The sequence below is a fragment of the Sphingomonas sp. Root710 genome, assembly GCF_001429065.1.
GTDB lineage: Bacteria > Pseudomonadota > Alphaproteobacteria > Sphingomonadales > Sphingomonadaceae > Rhizorhabdus.
In genome coordinates this window covers 1,360,777-1,381,196 of sequence record NZ_LMIB01000001.1, presented here as the reverse complement: position 1 = coordinate 1,381,196, position 20,420 = coordinate 1,360,777, and the positions used below count along the sequence as shown (strand labels likewise).

Below are 20,420 nucleotides of genomic sequence, written 5' to 3'. Positions count from 1 at the left end.
GTCACAAAGGAGATCAGGCTGATGCTCGAACATCTTCCCGGCTGGCTGGGCGGCATGCTGCGCAATGTCCGGGCAGGCCATTCGAAACTGGTGATCGTGCAGCCCGAACTCGATATCGGAGACGCCGTCATCGAGATGTCGAGCCCCGCCTTCGCCTATGGCGCGCGCCTGCCGACGCGCTTCACCGCCGATGGAGAAGGCGTTTCGCCACCGCTCCTGTGGGGTGAAGCGCCCGCCGGCACCGCGAGCCTGGCGCTGATCGTCGAGGATCCCGATGCGCCTGCGCTGCAACCGCTGGTCCATGCGCTGATCTGGAACCTGCCGCCTGACGAGCGGAGCCTTGCCGAAGGCGCGATCGTCCGGGATGGGCCCGGCGGCGATGACGGCCGCGACGTCGGACGGAACAGCTTCTTCGCCGAAGGCTGGCTGCCGCCCGATCCGCCGACCGGGCATGGCGCGCATGATTATGTCTTCCAGCTTTTCGCGCTCAGCGAAGCGCTCGATATCGGCCCCAATCCCGGCCGTTCGGGCCTCGTCAAGGCGCTGACCGGCCGGGTGCTGGGCGCGGGGATGCTGGTCGGAACCTATTCCCGGGGCGAAGAGGCTACCCTCGGCGGCCAGCGGATCGTGGGCGTCGCGCCCGCCTGACATGGCCGATCTGTTCGGTGCGCCGGTCCTGCCCGGTCTGGCCCAGGCCGGCGACGTCGTGACGCGAAATGAGGAGGCCGAGCTTATCGCGCAAATTGACGCGGCCGGGCTCGCGCCTTTCCGCTTCCAGGGCTGGACCGGCAAGCGGCGGACGGCGTCCTTCGGATGGAGCTATGATTTCGACAACGGGCGTTTCGCGCCTGCAATGCCGATCCCCGAATGGCTGCTGACGGTCCGCACCCGTGCGGCGTCCTTTGCCGGTCTCACAGCCGAGGATCTCGTTCAGGCACTGCTTATCCGCTACGATCAGGGGGCGGGCATCGGGTGGCACCGCGATCGCCCCGTCTTCGAACATGTGGTCGGCATTTCGCTCGGCGCGCCTGCAGTGCTGCGATTCAGGCGGCGGCGCGCGGGCGGGTTCGACCGGACGTCGATCGATCTCGCGCCGCGCTCGATCTATCACTTGAGCGGCGACGCGCGGCACGGGTGGGAACATGGTATTGCCGAGATGGCGGAGACCCGCTGGTCGATCACGTTTCGCAGCCTGTCGGACAAGGGGCGATCAGCCGCCGTCCGCTGACGATGCGCCTTAGGCGGCCCTGGGCGGATCGCGATGAAGGTGCACCCGGTCACGCGTAGCATAATAGGTCGTGAGCTTTTCCCACGCTTCTTCAGCGGTCTCTACGAAGCGGAAAAGGTTCAGGTCGGCTTCGCCGATCACCCCTTCCTCCACCAGCCCGTCGAAATTGACGATATCGCGCCAGAATTCCTCGCCAAACAGGAATATGGGCAGCTGCGCCATCTTGCCGGTCTGGACCAAGGTCAGCAGTTCGAACAGCTCGTCGAAGGTACCGAAGCCGCCGGGAAAGGCGGCGACCGCGCGGGCGCGTAGCAGGAAGTGCATCTTGCGAAGCGCGAAATAATGGAACTGGAAGCTCAGATGCGGCGTGACATAGGCGTTTGGCGTCTGCTCGAAGGGCAGCACGATGTTGAGGCCGATCGACTCCTTGCCGACATCGTCGGCACCACGGTTGGCCGCCTCCATGATCGACGGGCCGCCGCCCGAGCAGACCACGAACTGGCGCATGCCCTCGGCGTCCGGCGGGCATTCGCTGGCGATCCGGGCGAGCTTGCGCGCCTCGTCATAATATTTGCTCTTGGCGCGCAGCCGTTCGGCGATGCGCCGCTGCTTATCGGTCGTCGCGGCTTCGACCAGGGCGTCCGCGCCGTCGGGAGCGGGGATGCGCGCGGACCCGTACATGACGAAAGTGGAGCCGATATTCGCCTCCTCGAGCAGAAGCTCGGGCTTGAGCAGCTCGAGCTGGAAACGGACCGGCCGTAGATCGTCGCGCAGCAGGAATTCGGTGTCCTGGAAAGCGAGCTTGTAGCTGCTGTCGGTTGTCTGCGGCGTCTCTGTCGCGGTCTTGGCGACCGCCGCATCCTCTTTGGCGCGGGCGAACACGCGCTTCGGTACTTTTCTATGTGCCATCATATCTCAATACACATAGGAGCTTTCGGCTCCATTACAGCGGTGATGCCCGCTTTTATCGGCAATAAGGGCCTCTGCCCATGTCGAAGTGGAAATGATCGTTGTGCAGCGCGTTCGCGTCCGGCCCCAGCACGACTGAAAAGCGGGCGCATGCCGCCCGGTGCAGCGCCCGGAGAAAGCCGCGGACTTGCGGATCGTCGCTGTTCCAGCCGTCCTTGACGGTGATGCGCCGCCCGCCCTTTAGCCGGAAGGCGGCGATGTCGATGGCATTGGCATGGCCATGTTCGGACAGGCGGTTCCCCGCCTGATTGTTGACCGGGCGGCAGGCGAAGGATCCGAAGCTTTCGATGCGGTCGACATAGGCCGTGCCGAACCAGCGCCTTGCCTGCGCCGTCACATCTTCTCTGACCCAACGGGAGAAGGGGGCGGCAAGCGTGCATTTGACCGCGCCGAGATTGGTTACCGGGATGCCAATGGCGACGAGCTTGACTGCCGAGGTCGCCGAGCAGCCATTGTCGAACCGGCGGTCGGGCAGGGCCTCGACCTGCGATCCCTCCGCGCGCAGCATGGCGACGCACTGGCGAAAGCGCTCAGGGCTTTCTGCAGGCGGCCGCCAGCCGCCGCCGGGCCCTCGGCCGGAAGGAATGCAGCCCGCCAGCGCAAGCAATAGGAGGCAGGCGGCGAGGAGGCGGAGATCAGGTCTCAACGTCGCGCATATATCCAATTGAAGCGCTTGCCTTCCCCAGGATGGCCTTGGCGATATGGTCGTCGGCGCGGGGATATCGTTTCATGCTCCGATGCTCGCCGGACGGTGAGTTTAGTCAAGTCTAAACGGTTCGGCATCGGGGCAGATTTTACCTTTCGGCACTTTCAACCTTGGCGTTTATCGCGCAGAATGTGGGACGACACCCTCGGGTGTCCGATCGGGGCGGGAAGATGACTGGGTTTTTCGGCAGGTCTGGCCAGGCGCTCGGCGTGGTCTGCATCATATGGACGGCTGCTGCGCATGCCGCCGATCCGCCGTCGCGCGCGGCGGCGATCGCGGCGGCCGATGCCGCCGCGGGCCTTCCCGCCGCGCCGGAGGCAGGGCCGGTCTGCGCCGCGCCGCCACCATCGGGCGAGAAGCTGGCAGGCGACATGAAGCTGCAGACCGAAGGGCATAGCGTCGAGTTTTCCAACGCGGGCGGCGGCGATGCGCTAGTGAAAATGCGCCACGCTGACACCAGCAGGCTCGCCGCCAGCTTCTATCTGCGCGCGATGGAATCTGTGACGATCGAAGGGGTGCCCGACGGCGCCTACCGTATTCAATATGCCTTTGGTCCAGCGCTGGCGCCCGATTGCAAGTCGTTCACCCGAATCATGCGCGCCCGGGAATTGCCCGATGTCGACGACATGAGGACCCAGACGATTGAGACCGACGATCAGACCGAGGTCAAGCGAAGCAGCGTTTCCTATGAACTGTCGGTGACCGAAACCGCGAATGTGAAGCCGATCTCGATCGACGCAGCGACGTTCAACGCCGAATGAACATGGATGCGCCCATCGGCCCGGCGGGCTACCCTCCGCCCACGCTGATCCGCAAGCGCTCCGGGTCGCGGCGGAAGCGCGCCATCATCCTGCTGTTCACGGTCGGAACCCTGCTGGTCATCTATGCTGTCAGCCAGTTACTGGCGGGTGATTCTGCGCAGAACAATTCTGGCCGGCCTGTTCCGCCTGTGGCGGTCGAGGGCGCCGGCCCCCGGGATGCCGACGCAAACCCGGCCACGATGCCCGATAGCGCCGCCGAGCCGCCGATGACTGTGGAGACTCCGGGGGACGGCGCGGCTCCCGCACAGCCCTCCCCGGATGCGCGCGAGGCAAATCACTGGTATTATGTGGCGGCGTTAGGGGATGGCCCGGGCGTCATCTATAGCCGCACCGGCGGGCGATGGAATTTCGCCTTCGCCTGCACGCTACGCACCAGGACGATCGAGTTCATCGCCGTCGGCACCGGCGCGCCGGGCAGCTTCGACAAGCAGTCGATCAGTGTCGGCAAGGTCAGGCTGATGATGGACGCCAGCTACTCGCCGGATGGCGGCGGCACGATCACCACCACATTGCCTGCCGCACATCCGTTTTTCAGCGCACTGAGCGGGGCCGAGGCAATGGAGGTCCGGCTGTATGAGACACGCAAGACGGTCGTGCCGATCGGCGCCGACGTCGCCCGTCTCGTTAAGACCTGCCGCCGGGGCGGCTGACCCCGCGCAGGGGTTTTCATCGCGCGCCCGATCCGCCATGGACATGCGATGATGTTTCGATCGACTGACCTGCGGCGGCTCGCGCTGCTGCCGCTGCTGGGCATCAGCGCCTGTACCTCCGCCCCCGTCCCGCGACCCGCTCCGCCGCCCCCGCCCGCTCCGGCCGCAGTCGCGCCGCTGCCGATGAGCGGTGACTGGCGCGACTGGCCGCTGACCCCGGGGCGCTGGCGCTATGTGCCGGGCGATCCAATATCCTCGGCACGCTATGGCGAGGGTGGGGCGACGCAGTTCGCGGTGATCTGCGACGCCGCCACGCGCCGGGTGACAATGATGCGCGCGGGCACGGCGAGCGAACTGGCGATCACCACTTCTTATCGGACCGCGCGTTTCCCGGCGGGGCACGTGAATGAGGGCGGACTCGCGATGAGCGCGGTCGTCCTCAACGCCAGGGACGCCTTTTTGGATGAACTCGCTTTCAGCCGGGGCAGGATCGCGGTGGTGTCGCCGGGGCTGTCGAGCCTGGCAATTCCAGCCTGGGCGGAGCCGGCGCGAGCCATCGAGGATTGCCGAAAATAATTTTCAAAACAAGCCTTGTTCGCAAGGTGCGAATGACTCATGTTGAAGTCCTTGGCAACATTGCGAAAGGAGGTGATCCGATGTCTCATGGTTCAGCATGGAGGTCGGTTCTGTCCGTTCGGGGAACGCGCGTCTAACGCGCCATGGGTTCTCCGGGCCGGCACTCCGGCCGCTGACCATGTTTGGAGTTGCCGGGGCTCAGGCTCCGGCAGCTCTTTTCATTTCAAGCCGCCCTGTTCTCTCGAGCGTCGTCGAGGGCTGCCAGCCGCGCGACACGGCGTTGCCAGAGCATCAGCAACGGCACCACGGCGAGCTCCATGACGAGGCCCAGCTGGTGCGGCAGCCCGGGAGGGCCGATCATGATCCAGCTCAACCCCCGTGCAAGCCCGCCCGTCACCACCATGGCGCCAAGCAGACGAAAGCGCGGCCCCTGACGTTCGATTGCGGATATGGTCGAGGCGAAGGCGAGGCCCAGCATGAGGAAGATGCCGGACAAATAGCGAAAGTGGCTATCGAGGCTGGGAGGCGGGGTGGCCAACCTGAACATGCCCACGCCGCGCAGCACCCCGTCAAGTCCGGCGAGGATCGGCACGAGGCAGGCGAGCGTTACCACCCCCTGAAGAAGAAGCCGTTCCCGTCTCATTCGCGTTCGAGCAACTCATCCTGGATGCGTGTGGCCTTAACGGCGATCCGGACCTCCAGCAGAAAGAGGCCGAGGCCGATTATCAGCAGCGTCATCGCCACGATGAAGGCGATCGCCATTGCCGCGCCAAGCTTCAGATCTAAAAGCGCTGCGAGAAACAGCCCTGCAATGACGATGCATATCAGGACCGCACTGACGGTGCAGAGGACCAGCGCGCGATTAGCATATTTTATTCGCTGATCGATCAGGCGGAGTTCCTGCACCTGAAGGACATGGCGGGCATCACTCTTATCGGTGAAATTCTGCTCGATCCAGCGAGCCCGGTCAACCACTCGCCCCAGCCGGCCCGTCAACATCGCAAGGATCGCACCAATCGCGGTCACCAAAAAAGACGGGGCGAGAGCGAGCGAGATCGCATGAGCGATCCCATCAGGTGCGGATGGCAATGTGGCCATAATGATGCGCTTCCCCCTTAGGGCGGTATGGGGCACGCTCTACCTGTCCGGAACCCGGATCGGAAGATGGCAACGTGCAAATCCTGCACCCACGCATGCGGCCGTAGCAATTAATGCAAGATATGCACTCGTTACGCCGCAATATTCAATTGCGATGCTACCCGCGCCGAATGATGTTGCGACGCACAATAAAGAGGACCTGCTGGCAACCATATGAAGGGAGATTTGTGATGAAGACTTTTCTTACGCTCGCAATTCTGTCGTCGGTCGCCGCGGCGCCGGCCATGGCCGAAAGCTTCACCCGCAATGGCGAGGCCTATGAATATGCCGTCAAGTCCTATGGCAGCTATCAGCTGGTCACCGGCAAGAATCTGTCGACCGGCGCGGCATTCAGCCTGCGGGTCAAGGGTGCGCAGGTTTCGGGCAGCTATGCCGGCTCGCCCGTCCGCTTCCGCGCCGAGGCCTCGGACCTCGCGAAATCGGGCGGCGCGGCGGTTTTCGCCGCGAAGTAAGCTGACTCGTTAGAGGGAGGGAGGCGAAACTCGCCTCCCTCCCTTTTTCCTGTCAGCCTGCGGTCTTCGAGCCGACGTTGACGCCCATCGATTGCAGGTAGCGCTTCACGTTGCGGGCGGCCTGGCGGATCCGCTGTTCGTTCTCGACCATCGCGATGCGCACGAACCCCTCGCCGTCTTCGCCGTAGCCGACCCCGGGCGCCACCGCGACGCCCGCATGGGTGAGTAGCTGCTTCGAGAATTCGAGGCTGCCGAGATGCGCGACCGCGGGGGGCAGGGGCGCCCAGCAAAACATCGACGCGCGCGATGGCGGAATATCCCATCCCGCACGTGCGAAGCTTTCGACCAACACGTCGCGACGGCGCTTGTATAGCTCGCGGTTCTTCTCGACGATATCCTGCGGACCGTTGATCGCAGCGACCGCCGCTGCCTGGATCGGCGTGAAGGCGCCATAATCCAGATAGGACTTCACCCGCGTCAGCGCCGAGATCAGCTTCTTGTTGCCTACCGCGAAGCCAATGCGCCAGCCGGCCATGCTATAGGTCTTCGACATCGAGGTGAACTCCACCGCGACATCCTTGCCGCCGGGCACCTGCAGGATCGAAGGCGTCGGCACGCCGTCATAATAGAGTTCGGAATAGGCGAGGTCGGACAGCACCCAGATCTGATGCTCTTTCGCCCAGGCGACGAGCCGCTCGTAGAAGGCGAAATCGACCACCTCGGCGGTGGGGTTCGACGGATAGCCGACCACCAGCACCGACGGCTTGGGCACGGTGAACTTCACCGCTCGGTCGAGCGCTTCCCAATAGCGTTCATCGGGCGTCGTCGGCACCGAGCGGATCGTCGCCCCGGCGATGATGAAGCCGAAGGTGTGGATCGGATAGCTCGGATTCGGGGCGAGCACGACGTCGCCTGGGGCGGTGATCGCCTGCGCAAGATTCGCGAGCCCTTCCTTCGAGCCGAGCGTCACGACGACCTCGGTTTCGGGATCGACGTCGACACCGAAGCGGCGCTGATAGTAATTGGCCTGCGCCTTGCGCAGGCCCGGGATGCCCTTCGATGCGGAATAGCCGTGCGCATCGGGGTTGCGCGCTACTTCGCACAGCTTGTCGATGACATGCTGCGGAGGCGGCAGATCGGGGTTGCCCATGCCCAGGTCGATGATGTCCTCGCCCCGCGCTCGCGCCGCCGCCCGCATCGCGTTCACTTCGGCGATGACATAGGGGGGCAGGCGTTTGATGCGGTAAAATTCCTCGGACATTTCGATTCCTTTGGGTTTCGGACTTGGCGAGCGGGGCGAGTTCGCCCATGTTCGCCAAAGCGACCTATACAGATTCCGCGCCTCGATTGCAGGCGGCACGTGAAAAAAGCTTTGGCTGGAGCTTTGCATGGCTGAGATTGGCGAAGACTGGGGCAAGGCCGGGGACGGCGCAGGGGCCCAGCTGCCTTCGCTCGCCGACATCCAGCACTGGACCGGCGTGATCGGACAAGCCCAGCAGATGCTGATGGAGCATGTCGCCGAGACGATGGCCCATGCTCCGGCCGATCTCGCCTTGCCGCCGTTGCCGTCGCCGCTGTTCGCCGATCCGGAGAAGCTGGCAGAGCAACAGAGCGAACTGATCAAGGCGAGCCTTGGCCTGTTCGGCCATCTGCTGGAGGGAGAGCCGGGCGCCGAGGCGGCGCATGATCGCCGCTTCAAGGCGGCGCAATGGCGCGAGACCCCGATATTCGGCATCATCGCCGATGCCTATCTTTTGCTATGCGACGCCTGGATCAAGGGCGTGGATGCGATCGAAGGACTCGATCCGCGCCAGCGCGAGCGGCTGAAATTCGGGGTTCGCGCGATCGCCGACGCGCTGTCGCCGTCCAATTTCCCGCTAACAAACCCCTTGGTGCTGGAGCGCATCTTCGAGACGCGCGGTGAAAACCTCCTTCATGGGCTCGAGCATATGCTCGCCGACCTGAGCAAGGGGCAGCTGACGCACACCGACGCGGCAGCCTTCGAGGTCGGCCGCAACATTGCCGCGACTCCGGGCAAGGTTATCCACGAAACGCCGCTGTACCAGCTCATCCACTATGCGCCGACGACGGACAAGCTGCTCGAAACGCCGCTGCTGATCTTCCCGCCATGGATCAACCGCTTCTATATTCTCGACCTCAATCCCAAGAACAGCTTCATCCGCTGGGCGGTCGAGCAGGGGCTGTCGGTGTTCGTCGTCTCGTGGAAATCGGCCGATGAAAGCATCGCCGACGTGATGATGGACGATTATGTCGTGCGGGGGCAGGTCGACGCGATCGACATCGTCCGGGGGGTGCTCGGGGTCGAACGGGTTCACACGATCGGCTATTGCGTCGCCGGCACCGCCCTGGCGATGACGCTCGCCTATCTTGCCGCCAAAGGCGAGGCGGACAAGGTCGCGAGCGCGACGTTCTTCACCGCGCAGGTCGATTTCGCGGAGGCGGGCGATCTCAACCTATTCGTCGACGACGAACAACTCCAGCTGATCGACACGCTGACGGCCGGATCGGGCGTGCTCGACGGCCGCTATATGGCGGCGACCTTCAATCTGTTACGCGGCCGCGATCTGATCTGGAATTATGTCGTGCAGAATTATCTCCTCGGCGAGGAGTATCCGGCCTTCGACCTGCTCTACTGGAATGGCGACACGACCAACCTGCCCGCGCGCTGGCATCATGCCTATCTTCAGGATCTCTACCGCGACAACAAGCTGGTCGAGCCCGATGCGCTGACCATCGACGGCGTGCCGATCGACCTGCGGCGGATTGCGACGCCGGCCTATGTGCAGGCAGGGCGCGAGGACCATATCGCGCCGTGCCGCAGCGTGTGGAAGCTTACCGAGCATCTTTCTGGGCCGGTGCGCTTCGTGCTGGCGGGATCCGGACATATCGCCGGCGTCGTCAACCCGCCGGCCGCGAACAAATACCAATATTGGACCAGCGATCAGCCCCTGGAGAGTCTGGAGTCCTTCCAGTCCATCGCCCGGGAAACGAAGGGGAGCTGGTGGCCCGACTGGCGGGCATGGCTTGGTAGCTTCGGCGATGCGCAGGTATCCGCGGAAGGCGCAAGGTTGCCAGGGCAGGGGGCTTTGCCCGCCATAGAGGATGCACCGGGTCGCTACGTTCGCACCCGCTGACACGCAATTGCAAAAAAAATCTTAGTACAAAGGAACCTGGTCGCATGGCCGGCGTTGTCGGCGCGCGCGTGTTTTTCGCAGTTTACCAGTGAAATTTGCGTCTCACAGCCCTGCTTTGTTGCACTGCACAATCAATCTTGCATTTGCTCAAAAAATGAGTATTGTGCATCGCAACATCCCTGATGGATTTCGATTCGATGGCGGATAAGGTTTCGGAAAAAGGCAAGTCGGCCATGGCCGTCAAGCCGGCCGGCAAGACGGCGGCCCAGCCCAAGGGGGCGGCGGCCAAGGTCGAGGCGCTCAAGGCGCAAGTCCCGGTTCCCGCTCCGGCGCCCGTTCCCGTGGCGGCCAAGGCCGCTGCCCCCGTGGCGAAGCCCGTCGAGGAGGTGGTGAAGCCCGCGGCGGTAGAAGCCAAGCCTGTTCCGCCGGCATCTCTGCCGGTGAAAGGGGAGCCGACGGTGGCGAAGGCCAAGCCGATCCCGGCGCCGGCCGTGACGGCATCCGCGACCGTGAAGTCTTCGCCGCCGGTAACCCCGTTCGCCCCGGCAGCATCATCGCCGGAAACGAAAGGAACGACCGTCATGGCCACCACCGCTCAACCTAAGCCGAAGGCTGCTGCTGAAAAGGTTACACTTATGATTGCTGAGTTCAACGATCGTGCGAAGGCCGCTTTCGAGAAGACCGCGAAGGCCGGCGAAGAACTGACCGAATTCACCAAGGGCAATGTCGAAGCCTTCGCGGCATCGGCAAAGACCGCCGCCAAGGGCGCCGAATCGCTGGGTCAGGAAATGGCTGACTATGGCAAGAAGAGCTTCGAGACCGCTACGGCAACCTTCAAGAGCCTGGCTGGGGTGAAGACCCCCACCGAAGCTTTCCAGATCCAGAGCGACTATGCGAAGTCGGCGTTCGACAGCGCGGTCGCCGAGGCCTCCAAGCTGAGCGAAGCCTGGCTGAAGCTGGCCGGCGACGTCTTCCAGCCGATCTCGAGCCGCTATGCTCTGGCGGCGGAAAAGATCAAGTCGGCGTCGCTCTGACCCTTTCCTAGCGTCAGCTGACATTGCAGGCCGGCCGTTCCCGCATTGGGGGCGGCCGGTTTGTTTTTGGGGAAAGTTTGGCGGACCGGAGCCACCGTGCCTCTTGCCGAAGCAGGGCGCAGTGCCATATTCTGAATGCTACGCCACTATATGTGAGTCCCGTTCCGACGATGAGTTTGCTTACCACCTCGATCGAGCCGACCGGCATGGCCACCCGCAAGGATGGCGATGACAACGGGACGGGTCTGGGCCTCGCCACCCGTACGCGGACGCGGACCAAGAAGCCTTCGCCCTACAAGGTGCTGATGCTCAACGACGACTATACGCCGATGGAGTTCGTCGTTCTGTGCCTGCAGCGCTTCTTCCGGATGAATATCGAGGATGCGACTCGGGTCATGCTTCACGTCCACCAGAAGGGCGTCGGCGTTTGCGGGGTCTTCAGCTATGAGGTCGCCGAGACCAAGGTCAGCCAGGTCGTCGATTTCGCGCGACAGAACCAGCACCCGCTTCAGTGTACGCTGGAGAAAGCTTAGCTTTCTCAAGCTTCTGATTGTTTAACCTCGGGCGCCGGCGGTCGCATCCGCTCCCTTGGCTCTCCTCGCAATAAGCTCGGGCGCGCGTTCGCGCTTGCGGAGCCTCGACAGGCTCCGGCGAGGACTTCTGCGTCGGGACGCGCCAGTGTTCCGCGAAGCCAAGCCGACGGATGTCGGTGCCCGGCGCCTTAGGCTCAGCAAAAGACTCCATTGCGCGTTTCTTCCGACGCGATAAACGCAGCATATGGATTGCATCAATATTCGGGGCGGCAACCGTCTCAAGGGGCGGCTGCCCATCTCTGGCGCGAAGAATGCGGCGCTCACCCTGCTTCCCTGTGCACTGCTCAGCGATGAGCCGCTGACCCTCACCAATTTGCCGCGGCTCGCCGATGTCGACAGCTTCGGGCATCTGCTCAACGAGCTGGGCGTCTCGACGACGGTCCGGCGCGGGGCGGGGGATGTGATCGGCCGCGAGATGCGGATGTCGGCAAAGGCGATCGCCTCAACCGTCGCGCCCTATGACATCGTCCGGAAGATGCGCGCCTCGATCCTGGTGCTCGGGCCGCTGCTCGCCCGCGCGGGGGAGGCGACGGTTTCGCTGCCGGGCGGCTGCGCGATCGGCAACCGGCCGATCGACCTGCACCTGAAAGCGCTTGAAGCGCTTGGCGCGGAAATCGAGCTGGCCGCCGGCTATGTCAAAGCCACCGCGCCCTCGGGCGGCTTGACCGGCGGGCGGATCAGCTTTCCGGTGGTTTCGGTCGGCGCCACCGAGAATGCGCTGATGACGGCCGTCCTCGCCCGTGGCGAGACGGTGATGGAAAATGCCGCCCGCGAGCCGGAGATCGTCGATCTTTGCCGTTGCCTCGTCGCCATGGGGGCGGAGATCGACGGGATCGGCAGCGACCGGCTGACGATCCAGGGAAAGACGAGCTTGCACGGCGCGGAATATGCGGTGATGCCCGATCGCATCGAAGCGGGCAGTTACGCGTGTGCGGCGGCGATCACCGGCGGCGATCTGCTGCTAGCGGGCGCGCGGGCCGAGGATATGGAGGCGATCCTTGCCGGGCTGCGCAGCTCCGGAGTGAGCGTAGAGGAGGTCGCCGACGGCATCCATGTGCGCGCCGACGGCAAGCTGGAGGCGTTGACCGTCTCGACCGCGCCATTCCCTGCCTTCCCCACCGACATGCAGGCCCAGTTCATGGCAATGCTGGCGCTGGCCGACGGTGCCAGCGTGCTGACCGAGACGATCTTCGAGAACCGCTACATGCACGTGCCAGAACTGGCGCGCATGGGGGCCGACATTCAGGTTCATGGCCGGACTGCGGTAGTCAAAGGTGTCGACAAGCTGATCGGCGCCGAAGTGATGGCGACCGACCTGCGCGCGTCGATGAGCCTCATCCTCGCAGGCCTGGCCGCCGAGGGCGAAACCCGGGTGCACCGTGTCTATCACCTCGACCGCGGCTATGAGCGGCTCGAAGAGAAGCTTTCGGCCGTCGGCGCGGATATCGAGCGGCAGAGCGACGGCTGATCCTTTGGGCCCCTTTCGGGGCTTCAGGCTTTTTCGACCTCATCCGGCTGGGCTTCGCACGTTTTGCCGGTTTCTCCGGTCTCGGCAATCTCGTTATACAGTTCGGCTTGGCGGGTGCGCAATTTATCGCCCAGCGCCTCAAGGTCGATCTTCCCGTCCAGATGGGCCGCCTTTGCGTCCTCGAAAAGATCCTCGTCCTCTTCGTCGATATGGTGGACGGTTTCTTCGCCCAGTACATGAACCTTCGCGGCGAACAGATCCTCGGTTCCGTCGAGTTGCTCGAGCTCGGCGATGATGCGTTTGCCCGACTGGTGTTCGACGATGCCTTCGTTGACCTCGTCATCGCCGATGATCGGCTTCAGCGCAGGGTAAAGAAGCTCTTCCTCGATCGCCATGTGGACGCTCAGCCGCATGCACAGTTCGCGTGCGATTTCGGTCAGGCGTTGGGGCGAGGCGCCTTCCGCCTCATCGAACAACCTCCTGAAAACATGATGTTCCTGCTTAAGTAGGCTCGTCGCGAGCGGATCATCCTTCGCCACGGCATGGAGGCCCTGTTCGTTCCGCGCGCTGTATTTTCCGGACATGCGATCACCTTCGTTCGGGTTGACGGCTTTCCGGCGGAAACGACCGGCGGCGGATCGATGTTCCCAACAAAGCCCGGGCATGCGGCGGACACGGGAACGTTACGGTTACGACACATAAAGTTGGTCCATTCCGGAGCAATTCCCAGCTGACAGGAGGCCCATGCTCGCTAGTTTTTTGAACAGATATCGAACACATGGCGGCCCTGGTTACCGGGGCGTTGGAGGTCGAGCGATGGCAGATTGGAGCTATGCTCCTGCAGTTCTGATCTTTGGCGATACCGAGGCGGGACGTACGTCGGCGGAGGCCTCGGTGGCCGACGCGGGCGGGCGAGTCGCCGCCTCGCTGGCGCTGGATCAGGCCGCGGAGCGGCTCGACAGCCAGATCGCGGTCGACCTCGTTATTCTCGACGCCACCGCCGATCATGGCGAGCTTCTCGACCGGCTGCTGCGGCGGATCGACGAGGGAACCGCGGGGCGGCAGTTTGCGAGCATCGTGGTCATCTCACCCGAGCTGGTCGACGTCGCGACGGCGCGCATCAGCCATGAGGACGTTGCGCTGCTGGTAGGGCGCAACGCGCAGGTGCTGCGCGATGCGCTGGTCGAGGGGCTTGGCCGCACCCAGCCGCAGCTGCGCGAACCGCCGGAGGACGGCGATGCGGCACGCCTGCAATATCTCAACGACGCTATGGAACGGCACAGCCAGGCGCTAGCGGCCGCGCTCGACGGCGACGCTGCGCCTCAGCGACGGACGGTGGCCGAAGATGCGCTGCGTCCGATCATCGGGGATTTCGAGGCGACCGACGCGGCAGCCATTCGAGCCATGATCCGGGCCCGGCGGCTGCGTGCGCATTTTTTCGGTCCCGGTCTCTTCGCTGATCCGGCCTGGGATATATTGCTCGATCTTACCGCCGCGCGGATCGAGGGACGGTCGGTCGCGGTTTCGAGCCTGTGCATCGCTGCGGCGGTGCCGGCCACCACCGCGCTACGCTGGATCAAGCAGCTCACCGAGGCAGGCTTGTTGCGGCGGGTGGCTGATCCCGTCGACGGACGGCGCGTGTTCATCGAACTGACCGATGGCGCCGCCCGGACTATGATGGCCTATTTCGCGGCGGTAGCCCGGGGCTCCCGCAGCTAGATCGACCGGAAGGCGATCTAGCCGATCGCCCGCAAGGCCTGATCGAAATCGGCGATGAGATCGTCGGGGTCTTCGATGCCGATCGAAATACGCACCAGATTATCGCCGATATCGAGCGCCTTCTTGCGTTCTTCGGGCACTGAAAGATGAGTCATGCCTGCCGGATGGCTCGCCAGCGTCTCGGTGCCGCCAAGGCTGACCGCGAGCTTGGCGATCTTGAGGGCGTCGAGAAAGGCGAAGGCCTCGCGCTCTCCACCCTTCAGGTAGAGCGAGAAGGTCGATCCGGCCCCGTCGCAATGGCGCCGATATATGTCGGCCTGTCGCGATCCTGGTTCGAGAAAGCCCAGATAGCCGACGCGATCGACCTGCGGCTGGGGCCGGAGCCACTCACAGACCTTGGCCGCATTCTCGCCCGCGCGGCTCATCCGCAGCTCGAGCGTCTCGAGCGAACGGAGCAGCATCCAGGCAGTGTTCGGATCGGTGATGGTACCGATCGTGTTGCGCATCGCCCGGACCGGATCGAGCAGCGCCTTCGCCCCCACCACGCCTCCCGCCACCAGATCGCTGTGACCGCCGGCATATTTGGTCAGGGAATAGACCACCAGTTCGGCGCCATGTTTGAGGGGTTTCGACCAGAGCGGACCAAGGAAGGTGTTGTCGATGACGATCGGCGGCTTTTCGGCCTCTCCCGCGAACAGCTTGTCCCGCACGTCGCGCACCGCTTCGACGTCGACGAGCGCGTTGGTGGGATTGGCCGGACTTTCGAGATAGACCAGCGCGACGCGCCCTTTAGCCTTGGCCGCCGCCATGACCGCATCGATCTCCTCAGCTGTCGCGCCGGCCGGGAAGTCGAGCCAGGATACGCCGAAACGTCCAAGGACACGGGCGATCAGCGTTTCGGTGGCGGCGTAGAGCGGCGCGGAATGGACGATGACGTCCCCGGGGCGGACGAGCGCGAGCAGCAGCGTCGCGATCGCGGACATGCCGCTGGAGAAGCTCAGCGCATCCTCTGCATCCTCCCAGATGCCCAGCCGGTCCTCCAATATCTCCTGATCGGGACCATTGAAGCGCGAATAGACCAGCCCGTCGGCCCCGCCGGGGCGCTTTCCGGTCACGCCCTCGAAATGGCGTTTGCCTGCGGCAGCGCTTTCGAAAACGAAGGTGGACGTGAGGAATATCGGCGGCTTCAAGGCACCTTCGGACAGCATAGGATCGTAGCCATGGCCCATCATCAGGGTCGATGGCTTCAGGCGGCGGCCGCCGATTTCGAGGATTTCAGGCTTGGGACGACGGCGAGGGGTGGCGCCGCTCAGTTCGGCTTCGGTTTCGTTGGTCATGATGATCCTGCGACATGTTCTTGTGATGGCAGGATGATGGGCCTGGCCGGCGCTGCTTACAAGGACGTCAGCCGAGCGGACGGAGCAGCTGTGTCGCAACCGCGATCCATGGAGCGTCGGCGACCACCTGCTGACGTGACCCCTGGCCCGGTGGCAGAAGTTGAAGACGGTTGCCTTCCCGTCCGATCAGACGGCCGAACAGGAAACGATCGCCGGGCCGGGGGACCAGTACGTCCCGGTTGAGTGCGTTGCCGAACGCGCGCGGATCGAGCCGCTCGAGCCAGATCATGTCGCCATGGCGATACTCGCCGACGCTGGCTTCCACGAGCATCGTCAGTTCATCCACGCCGGGGCGGGGCAGGGCGGCGATCTGGGCATTACGCGGCGGCGTGGCTCCATCGGGCCCCAGTACTGCGACAATGTCGGGCATCGGCCGTTCGGGCGCCCGAACAAGTTCGTTGGCCTGGACGCCCAGCGCCGTGGCGATGCGGTTGAGCCAGCCGATCGACACGGTGCGCGCTCCGGTCTCGAGCCGGCCGATCGTTTGGGCGGTGGTCTGCGGAATGCAGCGGTCGGCAACCTCCTGCAGGGTGAGCCCCTTCGCACGCCGGACTTCCCTGATGCAGGTCTTCATGCGCGCCCTTCGCCAGCCGTTCGCCAAGGCTTATCCACGGATGCCATGGCTGTCGCAAGGCGTGGCGGCAAAGTGCCGACACGGGGAAGCGGACGCGAAGGAACTGGCAATTTTCCGGGCCGCTGCCTATGTGCCGGCGCGGAAATGGAGCGGGCGATGGCGAAGATCGGCTGGGGCAGGGTTTTGGCGGGTGTGGCGACTGTCGCGGCGGCGGGCGCGGCCTATGTCTATTTCAAACAGCGCGCCGCAAAAGCTCCGCCCTATGACGTCCTTGTCAGCGATGGACCGTTCGAGATCCGCCGCTATCCGGCATTGCCGGTGCTGGTCACCGACCAGGGTGGTACGCGCGATCGTGCGCTGGGCACCGGGTTCGGGCGGCTTGCGGCTTACATGTTTGGCGAAGGCCGCGAGGGCGACGAGCTGCCGATAACCATGCCAGTGCTTGCCGAGCCGCTGGGCGACGCCGCATGGCGCATCCGTTTCCTGCTCCCCGACACGGAGGAGGGATCACTCGAGCCGCCAGGCGAAGGTGTCGGCATCGGCGTATTGCCGGCACGGAACGTGGCGGTGATAGCCGTGCATGGCAAACCGTCGGATCGGCTGTTCAAGTCGCGCACGATCGAACTGCAGCGCTGGCTGAAGGAACGGCAGCGTGTGGCTGCCGGGCCTGCCGAGCACGCTTATTATAATTCACCGCTCAAGCCCGGAAAGCCGCGTGCGAACGAGGTTTGGGTGCCCCTGGCCGACTGAGCCGCCACCCTCTCAGATAGCCATCGACTGTTGCACTACTGCAACAGTTCCACAAAGAGCAGAAAATTTTTCGCGGCGAAGCAACCCTTTCCCAAAATGCTCGTTTAGCGGCTGTCTGGGAGATAGGATGCGGAGCCGGAATGGATGCCACATCGTATTGGTACGTACCAGAAACAGATGCGCTTGCGCGTATCTGGAAGAATGGGTTAGGTGAACACAGTTCCAGTTGGAACCTGTTGGAAAGGGGAATGATATGCGCAAGCTAGCCATCTTGGCAGCGCTCGCATCGACCGCGCTTGCTGCGCCGGCCTTTGCTCGTGACAATGCATGGTATGTCGGCGTCGAAGGCGGCGGTATGCTGCTCGAAGACCTGAAGTTCGACGTCGCCGCGGCGCCTACGTCGACCGCCGGTCAGGCGGTTGTCGACAGCAAGACCGGATTCGATGTCGACGGCATCGTCGGTTACGACTTCGGCATGTTCCGTCTCGAAGGCGAAGTCGCCTACAAGCGGAACCGCGTGAACAACATCTCGACCACCGCGTCGCGCACGCCCGCCAATATCGGCGGCGTTGGAGCCCCTCCGGGCACCTATCAGGACGCGTCTGGCAAGAACAGCGCGCTTAGCTTCATGGTCAACGGCCTGCTCGACTTCGGTGGCGAGGAAGGCTTCTCGGGTTATGTCGGCGGTGGCGCCGGTATCGCTCGGGTGAAGTTCAGCGGCTACAACGTCTCTGGCGACGATTTCCTGAACGACAGCGACTCCAAGTTCGCATGGCAGGCGATCGCCGGCGTGCGTTATCCGGTTTCGACCAACGTCGACGTCGGCCTGAAGTATCGCTACTTCAACGTGAAAGACGCGAAGGTTTTCGATCGTCTGGGCACGGAATATGAGGGCACGTGGCGTTCGCACAGCCTCCTGCTGAGCCTCGTCTACAACTTCGGTGAGCCGGCCGCTCCGCCGCCCCCGCCGCCGCCCCCGCCGCCGCCCCCGCCGCCTCCGCCGCCGCCGCCGCCTCCGCCGCCGGTGGTTGAGACCCCGGGTCCGTTCATCGTGTTCTTCGACTGGGATAAGTCGGACATCACGGCGGAAGCAGCGTCGATCCTAGACAATGCGGCCAATGCCTATGCCACGACCGGTCAGGCCCGTGTCCAGCTTGCCGGCCATGCCGACAAGTCGGGCGGCGACCAGTACAATGTCGGTCTCTCGCAGCGTCGTGCCGACGCGGTGAAGGCCTACCTGGCTGGCAAGGGTGTTCCCGAAGCGGCGATCGCGACCGAAGCCTTCGGCGAAAGCCGTCCGCTGGTCGACACCGCCGACGGCGTCCGCGAACCGCAGAACCGCCGCGTCGAAATCACCTTCGGCTCGTAAGCGGTTCGGTCATCGCTTCGGCGACGACCGGCAAAGAATTGGGGTCGGCCTTCGGGCCGGCCCTTTTTCTTTGTCTACAACGCTTTATTCGATCGCGTTGATGCGGCATCATAGGTGATGTGGGGGCCGTGAGACCGAGGAGAGACGCATGTTGAGGATCCGTTCCGTCGCCGCTTCGCTGATATTCGCCGGGGCAGCCGCGCTGCTCACGCCTGCCATGGCCCTGGCAAATCACCATGAGGTCGAGGCCGTTGCCGACATTGTCGACGCCCAGGGGCAGGCGAAGGGCAAAGCGACCCTTACACAACATAAGGATGGCATCCATGTCGAGGTGAAGGCTGTCGAGCTGCCCGCAGGGATTCATGCCGTCCACATCCACATGACTGGTACCTGCACCGGTCCCGATTTCACCAGCGCTGGCGGCCACTGGAATCCGGGGAAGAAGCAGCATGGGCATGACAATCCGGCGGGTGCACATATGGGCGACATGCCAAATATGACAGTCGGCGCGGACGGCACTGGCACGCTGCACACCATGGTGAAGAGCGCGATGCTGAAGGGCGGCGAGCAGCCGCTGCTAGACGCGGATGGCGCCGCAGTCGTCATCCATGCCGCGGCAGACGACTATAAGACCGATCCGACCGGCAATGCCGGAGGCCGCATTGGTTGCGGGGTCGTCACCGCAAAATGACGGCCAACCGGCGGGGGACGCCGCGCGTCCTGTTCGTCTGCCTGGGTAATATATGCCGGTCGCCGCTGGCCGAGGCCGCGATGCGCGCGGCCGCCGACCGCGCGGATATCGCGATCGAGGTGGATTCTGCCGGAACGGGGGACTGGCACGTCGGCCAGCCGCCCGACCGCCGTGCGATAGCGACCGCCGCCCGTCACGGCATCGATATCAACGGGCTGCGCGCACGTAAGGTGGAGACCGAAGATTTCCATGCCTTTGATCATGTGGTCGCGCTCGACCGGAGCAATTTGACAGCCTTGCGCGCGTTGCGCCCCGCCGACGCCCGGGCGCAGCTGTCGCTTCTGTTCGACCATGTCGCCGGGCGCGAAGGTGAAGACGTGGCCGATCCTTATCACGGATCCGACGCGGGTTTTGAGATTACGTGGCATGACGTTAATCTCGGTGCCGAGGCGTTGCTGGCGCGATTGCGCGCTCAGCCGAGCGGGTAGCGTGCAATAGCCGAGTAGGTCGCGCCGTCAGCGCCGAGTTCACTTTCATAGAGCAGGAAATGGTCGAAGCGGGCTTCGACCGGCGTGGGCCAGAGCTGGTGGAGCGGCAGCATGCCCGAGGGAAACGTTCCCCGTGAAAAACGGGCGATCGTGATGTGCGGTATGAAGGCGCGCTCTTCGGGGGCGATGCCGGCGCGCGTCAGCGCTCGAGTCACCGAGGCGTGTAGCGCGCGAACCGGATGGTGCGGTGCCACGCCAGCCCAGATGGTGTCGATCTGCCCGCGGCGATCGAAGCAGCCGATGCCGTCGAGCCTGAGGTCGAAGGACGGGTGGGATACCGTGCCGAGCGCAGCCGCCACATCCTCCGCGGCATGGCGATCGACATCGCCGATGAAGCGAAGTGTCAGATGGAGCTGTCCATCATCCTGCCATCGCGCCCCAGCAATTCCGCCCATCGCGGAAAGCAGCGGCTCACGCATGGTGCGGGGCGGGCGAAGCGCGACGAAAAGCCTGTGCATGTCTTTTCCTTTCACCTCCCATGAGACGGTAACGCAAGGCCGTTCGCCGTGATGTAACGTCTGATTCGCTTGAAAAGGGGAGTGGTTGCGCCGATATTATTGCC

General features: G+C 64.1%; 24 protein-coding genes. 15 read left to right on the top strand and 9 right to left on the bottom strand.

The annotated features are described in order from the left end of the window. The first annotated feature begins 21 nt into the window (after positions 1 to 21). Both ASE00_RS06525 and ASE00_RS06520 read left to right on the top strand, forming a co-directional pair. Positions 22 to 648 (top strand): YbhB/YbcL family Raf kinase inhibitor-like protein, encoded by a 627-nt coding sequence (locus tag ASE00_RS06525; RefSeq protein ID WP_056378328.1) that lies wholly within the window; start codon positions 22 to 24, stop codon positions 646 to 648. Between the two features lies 1 nt (position 649). Beyond that, the gene (locus ASE00_RS06520; protein WP_056378327.1) at positions 650 to 1,228 is read left to right on the top strand and encodes an alpha-ketoglutarate-dependent dioxygenase AlkB; all 579 of its coding nucleotides are present in this window, start codon (positions 650 to 652) and stop codon (positions 1,226 to 1,228) included. Positions 1,229 to 1,237: 9 nt separating this feature from the next. Here ASE00_RS06520 and ASE00_RS06515 read toward each other — a convergent pair whose 3' ends face one another. Together ASE00_RS06515 and ASE00_RS06510 are read right to left on the bottom strand one after the other, a co-directional pair. After that, positions 1,238 to 2,137: an LOG family protein gene (locus tag ASE00_RS06515; RefSeq protein WP_056379392.1), complete on the bottom strand. Its 900-nt coding sequence runs from the start codon at positions 2,135 to 2,137 to the stop codon at positions 1,238 to 1,240. A 55-nt stretch (positions 2,138 to 2,192) separates the two neighbouring features. Next, positions 2,193 to 2,705, bottom strand: coding sequence for an extensin family protein (locus ASE00_RS06510; RefSeq protein ID WP_235538554.1), 513 nt, complete (start codon positions 2,703 to 2,705; stop codon positions 2,193 to 2,195). Positions 2,706 to 3,073: 368 nt separating this feature from the next. Between ASE00_RS06510 and ASE00_RS06505 the strand changes: the two genes are divergently transcribed. Genes ASE00_RS06505 through ASE00_RS06495 form a run of 3 tightly spaced genes read left to right on the top strand, consistent with a single transcriptional unit; the run spans position 3,074 to position 4,950 of the window. Then, positions 3,074 to 3,664: a hypothetical protein gene (locus ASE00_RS06505; protein ID WP_056378322.1), complete on the top strand. Its 591-nt coding sequence runs from the start codon at positions 3,074 to 3,076 to the stop codon at positions 3,662 to 3,664. After that, positions 3,661 to 4,374: a hypothetical protein gene (locus ASE00_RS06500; RefSeq protein WP_162256416.1), complete on the top strand. Its 714-nt coding sequence runs from the start codon at positions 3,661 to 3,663 to the stop codon at positions 4,372 to 4,374. The genes ASE00_RS06505 and ASE00_RS06500 overlap by 4 nt, the downstream gene beginning before the upstream one ends. A 48-nt stretch (positions 4,375 to 4,422) precedes the next feature. Beyond that, positions 4,423 to 4,950 carry a hypothetical protein gene (locus tag ASE00_RS06495; RefSeq protein WP_056378318.1) on the top strand — a complete coding sequence of 176 codons (528 nt, stop codon included), beginning with the start codon at positions 4,423 to 4,425 and terminating at the stop codon, positions 4,948 to 4,950. A gap of 223 nt (positions 4,951 to 5,173) precedes the next feature. Here the strand turns inward: ASE00_RS06495 and ASE00_RS06490 are convergent, their stop codons facing one another. Both ASE00_RS06490 and ASE00_RS06485 read right to left on the bottom strand, forming a co-directional pair. Next, entirely contained in the window at positions 5,174 to 5,593 is a 420-nt protein-coding gene (locus ASE00_RS06490; protein WP_056378315.1) for a DUF4345 domain-containing protein, read from the bottom strand. Continuing rightward, complete coding sequence (locus ASE00_RS06485; protein WP_056378313.1) at positions 5,590 to 6,048, bottom strand: DUF2721 domain-containing protein; 459 nt, start codon at positions 6,046 to 6,048, stop codon at positions 5,590 to 5,592. The genes ASE00_RS06490 and ASE00_RS06485 overlap by 4 nt, the downstream gene beginning before the upstream one ends. 230 nt (positions 6,049 to 6,278) lie before the next feature. On the opposite strand from ASE00_RS06485, the gene ASE00_RS06480 reads away from it, so the two are divergent. Continuing rightward, positions 6,279 to 6,560, top strand: a complete 282-nt coding sequence (locus ASE00_RS06480; RefSeq protein WP_056378311.1) for a hypothetical protein — start codon at positions 6,279 to 6,281, stop codon at positions 6,558 to 6,560. Positions 6,561 to 6,612: 52 nt separating this feature from the next. Here the strand turns inward: ASE00_RS06480 and ASE00_RS06475 are convergent, their stop codons facing one another. Next, entirely contained in the window at positions 6,613 to 7,821 is a 1,209-nt protein-coding gene (locus tag ASE00_RS06475) for an LL-diaminopimelate aminotransferase (RefSeq protein WP_056378310.1), read from the bottom strand. 127 nt (positions 7,822 to 7,948) lie between these two features. On the opposite strand from ASE00_RS06475, the gene ASE00_RS06470 reads away from it, so the two are divergent. From ASE00_RS06470 to murA, 4 genes are all read left to right on the top strand, one after another. After that, complete coding sequence (locus ASE00_RS06470) at positions 7,949 to 9,715, top strand: PHA/PHB synthase family protein (protein ID WP_056378307.1); 1,767 nt, start codon at positions 7,949 to 7,951, stop codon at positions 9,713 to 9,715. 197 nt (positions 9,716 to 9,912) lie between these two features. Further along, positions 9,913 to 10,749 carry a phasin family protein gene (locus ASE00_RS06465; RefSeq protein WP_056379390.1) on the top strand — a complete coding sequence of 279 codons (837 nt, stop codon included), beginning with the start codon at positions 9,913 to 9,915 and terminating at the stop codon, positions 10,747 to 10,749. 170 nt (positions 10,750 to 10,919) lie between these two features. Further along, on the top strand, positions 10,920 to 11,282 hold the full coding sequence (clpS, locus tag ASE00_RS06460; protein ID WP_082594486.1) for an ATP-dependent Clp protease adapter ClpS: 363 nt from the start codon (positions 10,920 to 10,922) through the stop codon (positions 11,280 to 11,282). A 244-nt stretch (positions 11,283 to 11,526) separates the two neighbouring features. Then, positions 11,527 to 12,810, top strand: coding sequence for a UDP-N-acetylglucosamine 1-carboxyvinyltransferase (gene murA, locus ASE00_RS06455; protein WP_056378305.1), 1,284 nt, complete (start codon positions 11,527 to 11,529; stop codon positions 12,808 to 12,810). A gap of 23 nt (positions 12,811 to 12,833) precedes the next feature. Here murA and ASE00_RS06450 read toward each other — a convergent pair whose 3' ends face one another. Then, the gene (locus tag ASE00_RS06450) at positions 12,834 to 13,394 is read right to left on the bottom strand and encodes a hemerythrin domain-containing protein (protein ID WP_056378304.1); all 561 of its coding nucleotides are present in this window, start codon (positions 13,392 to 13,394) and stop codon (positions 12,834 to 12,836) included. Positions 13,395 to 13,626: 232 nt separating this feature from the next. Here ASE00_RS06450 and ASE00_RS06445 point away from each other — a divergent pair, with 232 nt between their 5' ends. Beyond that, positions 13,627 to 14,529 carry a helix-turn-helix domain-containing protein gene (locus tag ASE00_RS06445; protein ID WP_056378303.1) on the top strand — a complete coding sequence of 301 codons (903 nt, stop codon included), beginning with the start codon at positions 13,627 to 13,629 and terminating at the stop codon, positions 14,527 to 14,529. 17 nt (positions 14,530 to 14,546) lie between these two features. Here ASE00_RS06445 and ASE00_RS06440 read toward each other — a convergent pair whose 3' ends face one another. Both ASE00_RS06440 and ASE00_RS06435 read right to left on the bottom strand, forming a co-directional pair. Continuing rightward, positions 14,547 to 15,866: a cystathionine gamma-synthase family protein gene (locus ASE00_RS06440; protein WP_056378302.1), complete on the bottom strand. Its 1,320-nt coding sequence runs from the start codon at positions 15,864 to 15,866 to the stop codon at positions 14,547 to 14,549. Between the two features lie 67 nt (positions 15,867 to 15,933). After that, on the bottom strand, positions 15,934 to 16,500 hold the full coding sequence (locus tag ASE00_RS06435) for a helix-turn-helix domain-containing protein (RefSeq protein ID WP_056378301.1): 567 nt from the start codon (positions 16,498 to 16,500) through the stop codon (positions 15,934 to 15,936). Positions 16,501 to 16,656: 156 nt separating this feature from the next. Between ASE00_RS06435 and ASE00_RS06430 the strand changes: the two genes are divergently transcribed. The 4 genes from ASE00_RS06430 (at position 16,657) to ASE00_RS06415 (ending at position 19,798) form a co-directional block, all read left to right on the top strand. Next, a complete protein-coding gene (locus ASE00_RS06430) occupies positions 16,657 to 17,250 on the top strand; it encodes an SOUL family heme-binding protein (protein WP_056379386.1) in 594 nt (197 codons plus the stop codon). 253 nt (positions 17,251 to 17,503) lie between these two features. Further along, positions 17,504 to 18,619: an OmpA family protein gene (locus tag ASE00_RS06425; protein ID WP_056378300.1), complete on the top strand. Its 1,116-nt coding sequence runs from the start codon at positions 17,504 to 17,506 to the stop codon at positions 18,617 to 18,619. A gap of 148 nt (positions 18,620 to 18,767) precedes the next feature. After that, positions 18,768 to 19,310, top strand: a complete 543-nt coding sequence (locus ASE00_RS06420) for a superoxide dismutase family protein (protein WP_056378299.1) — start codon at positions 18,768 to 18,770, stop codon at positions 19,308 to 19,310. An 80-nt stretch (positions 19,311 to 19,390) separates the two neighbouring features. Continuing rightward, a complete protein-coding gene (locus ASE00_RS06415) occupies positions 19,391 to 19,798 on the top strand; it encodes a low molecular weight protein-tyrosine-phosphatase (protein WP_235538553.1) in 408 nt (135 codons plus the stop codon). Here the strand turns inward: ASE00_RS06415 and thpR are convergent. Beyond that, complete coding sequence (thpR, locus tag ASE00_RS06410) at positions 19,783 to 20,316, bottom strand: RNA 2',3'-cyclic phosphodiesterase (protein WP_056378297.1); 534 nt, start codon at positions 20,314 to 20,316, stop codon at positions 19,783 to 19,785. The genes ASE00_RS06415 and thpR overlap by 16 nt on opposite strands. Positions 20,317 to 20,420: the final 104 nt, after the last annotated feature.